The following is a 4,739-nucleotide window of genomic DNA, read 5'->3' on the forward strand; positions in this document are numbered from 1 at the left end:
CCCCAGACCCCCGCTGCACAATAGCCCCAGGGGCTGTTGGTTCGGGCACCCGCTGCTCAATCGCCGGAGGGGCTTGAGGAGATCGCCGCGGAGGCGGAAACGCAAGGGCGGGGCCCAACCAGCAGGCCCCGCCCAGCACGCACCGCTCAGCGCCACCTCAGCGCCGAGCCACACCCTCCGCCCGAGCCGCCGCAGCGACCGCCGCGGTGACCGCCGGGGCGACCCGCTCGTCGAACGGCGACGGGATCACGTAGTCGGCGGCCAGCTCGTCGCCCACCACGTCGGCCAGCGCGTTCGCCGCGGCGATCTTCATGCCCTCGGTGATGCGGGAGGCCCGGACCTGGAGCGCGCCCGCGAAGATGCCCGGGAACGCCAGCACGTTGTTGATCTGGTTCGGGAAGTCCGAACGGCCGGTCGCCACGACGGCCGCGTACTTGTGCGCGACCTCCGGGTGGACCTCCGGGTTCGGGTTGGCCATCGCGAAGACGTACGCACCGGGCGCCATCGAGGCCACCGCCGCCTCCGGGACCGTACCGCCGGAGACGCCGATGAAGACGTCCGCACCGGCGAGCGCCTGCTCCAGGGAACCGGAGATCCCGGCCCGGTTGGTCAGCTCCGCCAGTTCGCGCTTGACCTCGGTGAGGTCGTCGCGATCACGGCTGACGATGCCCTTGCGGTCGGCCACCGCGATGTCGCCGATCCCCGCCTCCAGCAGGAACTTGGCGATGGCCACGCCCGCCGCGCCCGCACCGGAGATGACACCGCGCAGATCGCCCAGCGTCCGCCCGGAGAGCTTCGCGGCGTTGCGCAGGGCGGCGAGGGTGACGACCGCGGTGCCGTGCTGGTCGTCGTGGAAGACCGGGATGTCCAGCCGCTCCTGGAGCTTGCGCTCGATCTCGAAGCAGCGGGGCGCCGAGATGTCCTCCAGGTTGACCCCGCCGAAGGAGGGGGCGAGCCGGACGACGGTGTCGACGATCTCGTCGGCGTCGGTCGTCGCGAGCGCGATCGGCACCGCGTCGACGCCGCCGAACTGCTTGAAGAGGATGGCCTTGCCCTCCATCACGGGGAGGGACGCCTCGGGCCCGATGTCGCCGAGGCCGAGCACGGCGGTGCCGTCCGTCACGACGGCCACGACCTGGGACTTCCAGGTGTAGTCGTGGACGAGCTCGGGGTTGGCGGCGATGGCGCTGCACACTTTGGCCACACCGGGCGTGTACGCCAGGGAAAGGTCGTCCTTGTCCCGGATCGGGACGGTGGCCTGCACGGCCATCTTCCCGCCCCGGTGGAGGGCGAAGGCCGGATCGAAGGGCTCGTCGGCCCCGGTGTCCGCTGCGCTCGTGCGCTGGATGCCACTGTCGGTGGTGCTGTCGCTGCGAGGATTGACGATCTCCGCTGCCATGGTGTTGACCCCTTAAGTCTTCATCGTTTGAGGGTGGCCACTCCTGGTTGAGGAGGGGTGGGCGGGCACCGCGTACGCGCCCTGCACCGAGCGGGTTGACCCGCCCCGGCAGGGAAGAGGTACATACGCGCGGGCGCGCCGCACACGCGCCCTGAGCCCCGGATGAGGGGTGTAAACGTCTTTCTTACCGGACGGACGGGGTTACGGACGAGTCCATATCGACGCGGTGACGTGACTCATAGTCGAATATCTGGACAAGTCGGCAAACCGGCATAAATGCCATCCACCAGACGAGACGTGCCGAAGATTCTCCGGCGAGGGGAATGAATCCCCACAGAAGGTCCGGTCCCGAGGTACCGGCCGTTGATGTTCGGGGGTCGCCCGTTATCCGATTTTGACATGGCAGGACCCCTGAATGGGCCAGTCCGAATGGCAGGATGCCGTCATCACACAAGGTGGCGACACTCGAAGGTGCGTGCCAAGCCGCCCACCAGCACCTCACCCTCACCTGCCGGAGGATCCCGACATGACCGCAAGCATCACGCGTCGTACGACCGCGAAGTCCCGGATTGCGGCGATCGGCGCCATCGCGGTCGCCGGCTCCCTGCTGCTCACCGCCTGTGGCGACCAGACCGACAGCGCGTCCCAGGAGAGCGGCAGCGGCAAGGAGACCAAGAGCGGTGCGCCGCTGTTCTCCAAGCTGCCGGAGAAGTACCAGAAGTCCGGTGTCATCAAGGTCGGCACGAATGCCGAGTACGCCCCGATGGAGTCCGTGGAGAACGGGAAGATCGTGGGTGTCGACCCCGATCTGGCCGACGCTCTCGGCAAGCAGCTCGGCGTGAAGTTCGAGTTCACCTCGGGTTCCTTCGACGGTCTGATCACCGCCCTGAACTCCGGCCGCCACGACATCGCCATGTCGTCCATCACGGACAACAAGCAGCGCCAGGAGGGCCTGGACGACTCCGGCAAGAAGCTGGGCGAGGGCGTCGACTTCGTCGACTACTTCCTCGCCGGTACCGCCGTGTACACGAAGAAGGGCAACCCGGAGAAGATCAACTCCATCGAGGACCTCTGCGGGAAGGCCGCCGCCGTGCAGCGCGGCACCACGTACGAGGAGGCCCTCAAGAAGCAGTCGAAGGCCTGTACGGACGGTGGCGAGAAGGCCGTCAAGATCGAGTCGTTCGAGAACGACACCGAGGCCCAGACCCGCGTCAAGTCCGGCGGTGCGGTCGCCGGGGTCAACGACTACCCGGTCGCGGTCGACCTGGCCCGCAAGGCCGACGGCGGCAACGCGTTCGAGGTCGTGGGCGAGCAGGTCGACGCCGGCCCGTTCGGCATCGCCGTCAAGAAGACCAACACCGGGCTGCGCGACGCCCTGAAGGAGGCCGTCGACGCGATCATCGCCGACGGTTCGTACCAGAAGGTCCTCGACAAGTGGGGCGCCGGTACGGGAGCGATCGACAAGGCCGCCGTCAACGGCGGCAAGTGACCGGACGCTTCACCGAAGGGCAGTCACGATGACTGACAAGTTCGACAAGACGCCCGCCGCCTCACCGGCCGGCCAGGTGTCCGTCTCCAAGGCCGCCACCACGGCCCCGGAGAAGATCAAGGCCATTCCCGTCCGCCATGTCGGCCGTTGGATCAGCGGCGTCGTGGTCATCGGCCTCCTCGTCGCCCTCGGGTACGCCTTCTCGCAGGGCAACATCCAGTGGCAGGCCGTCGGCGACAAGCTGTTCGACAGCACCGTCGTCGCCGGTGCGGGCCGCACCCTGCTGATCAGCGTCCTCGCGATGGTCCTCGGCGTGATCCTCGGCGTCGTGCTCGCCGTGATGCGGCTGTCGAAGAACCCGGTCACCAGCTGGGTGGCCTGGCTGTACATCTGGTTCTTCCGGGGTACCCCGGTCTACGTACAGCTGCTGCTCTGGTTCAACCTGGCGCTGATCTTCCCCGTCCTGAACATCCCGTTCATCTACAAGGACGAGATGACGGACGTCATGACCCCGTTCATGTGCGCCCTGCTGGGGCTCGCGCTGAACGAGGCCGCCTACATGGCGGAGATCTGCCGCGCCGGCATCCAGTCGGTCGACGAGGGCCAGACCGAGGCGTCGCACGCACTCGGCATGACCCAGGCGAAGACCATGCGCCGCGTGGTCCTCCCGCAGGCGCTGCGGGTGATCATCCCGCCGACCGGCAACGAGTTCATCAACATGCTGAAGACCTCCTCGCTGGTCTACGCGGTGACGTACAACGAGCTGCTCCGCTCCACCTCGCAGATCGGCTCCACGTCGTACGCGGTGATGGAGATGCTGTTCGTCGCGTCCATCTGGTACATCGTGATGACCAGCGTGTTCAGCGTCGGCCAGTACTACCTGGAGCGCCGCTTCGCCCGCGGCTCGCTGCGCTCGCTGCCGCTCACGCCGCTGCAGCGCGTCAAGGTCAACCTCGCCTCGTTCAGCAACCGGCCCTCCGGAGGTGTCTCCGCATGACCACCCCCATGGTGAAGGCCGAGGGCGTCCACAAGTCCTTCGGCGCCGCCCACATCCTCAAGGGCATCGACCTGGAGGTCGCCCCGCGTGAGGTGTTCTGCCTCGTCGGCCCGTCCGGCTCCGGCAAGTCGACCTTCCTGCGGTGCATCAACCACCTGGAGCAGATCAACGCCGGCCGTCTCTCGGTCGACGGCGAGCTGGTCGGCTACCGGCAGAAGGGCGACAAGCTCTACGAGCTGAAGGACAGCGAGGTCGCCCTCCAGCGCCGGGACATCGGCATGGTGTTCCAGCGGTTCAACCTGTTCCCGCACATGACGGCCATCGAGAACGTCATGGAGGCGCCGATCCAGGTCAAGGGCGAGGCCAAGGCCGTGGCCCGGGCCCGTGCCGAGAAGCTGCTGGACCGGGTGGGCCTCGCCGACAAGACGAAGAACTATCCCACCCAGCTCTCCGGCGGTCAGCAGCAGCGCGTGGCCATCGCCCGCGCGCTGGCGATGGAGCCGAAGCTGATGCTCTTCGACGAGCCGACCTCGGCGCTCGACCCGGAGCTGGTCGGTGACGTCCTGGACGTCATGCGGGGCCTCGCCGAGGACGGCATGACGATGATCGTCGTCACCCACGAGATGGGCTTCGCCCGCGAGGTGGGCGACGCGCTGGTCTTCATGGACGACGGCGTGGTGGTCGAGTCGGGCCACCCGCGCGACGTGCTGAGCAACCCGCAGCAGGACCGGACGAAGTCGTTCCTGTCGAAGGTGCTGTAGCTCTCCGGGGCCCGTCGCACACGGGAGGGGGGGGGGGGCCCCGGGCCCGACCCCCCACCCCCGCGGCCGCGGCGGCAGCCCCGCGGCCGCACC

General features: G+C 68.2%; 4 protein-coding genes. 3 read left to right on the forward strand and 1 reads right to left on the reverse strand.

Translation table 11 applies throughout. The features are described from left to right. Positions 1–157 precede the first annotated feature (157 nt). Positions 158–1,399, reverse strand: a complete 1,242-nt coding sequence (locus ACFWRV_RS36190) for an NADP-dependent malic enzyme (protein WP_384340411.1) — start codon at positions 1,397–1,399, stop codon at positions 158–160. 526 nt (positions 1,400–1,925) lie between these two features. Between ACFWRV_RS36190 and ACFWRV_RS36195 the strand changes: the two genes are divergently transcribed. The 3 genes from ACFWRV_RS36195 to ACFWRV_RS36205 are packed head-to-tail and all read left to right on the forward strand — an operon-like array spanning position 1,926 to position 4,646. Then, entirely contained in the window at positions 1,926–2,888 is a 963-nt protein-coding gene (locus tag ACFWRV_RS36195; protein WP_384340413.1) for an ABC transporter substrate-binding protein, read from the forward strand. Between the two features lie 28 nt (positions 2,889–2,916). After that, on the forward strand, positions 2,917–3,885 hold the full coding sequence (locus ACFWRV_RS36200; RefSeq protein WP_384340415.1) for an amino acid ABC transporter permease: 969 nt from the start codon (positions 2,917–2,919) through the stop codon (positions 3,883–3,885). Beyond that, the gene (locus ACFWRV_RS36205; RefSeq protein WP_384340417.1) at positions 3,882–4,646 is read left to right on the forward strand and encodes an amino acid ABC transporter ATP-binding protein; all 765 of its coding nucleotides are present in this window, start codon (positions 3,882–3,884) and stop codon (positions 4,644–4,646) included. Before ACFWRV_RS36200 ends, ACFWRV_RS36205 begins: the two co-directional genes overlap by 4 nt. Positions 4,647–4,739: the final 93 nt, after the last annotated feature.

It is taken from the genome of Streptomyces sp. NPDC058576, from assembly GCF_042718715.1.
Lineage (GTDB): Bacteria > Actinomycetota > Actinomycetes > Streptomycetales > Streptomycetaceae > Streptomyces.

Bases quoted from the DNA above. Each gene is read 5' to 3' on its own strand.
- ACFWRV_RS36190 (WP_384340411.1), bottom strand. From the start codon at position 1,399: ATGGCAGCGGAGATCGTCAATCCTCGCAGCGACAGCACCACCGACAGT.
- ACFWRV_RS36195 (WP_384340413.1), top strand. From the start codon at position 1,926: ATGACCGCAAGCATCACGCGTCGTACGACCGCGAAGTCCCGGATTGCG.
- ACFWRV_RS36205 (WP_384340417.1), top strand. From the start codon at position 3,882: ATGACCACCCCCATGGTGAAGGCCGAGGGCGTCCACAAGTCCTTCGGC.
- ACFWRV_RS36200 (WP_384340415.1), top strand. From the start codon at position 2,917: ATGACTGACAAGTTCGACAAGACGCCCGCCGCCTCACCGGCCGGCCAG.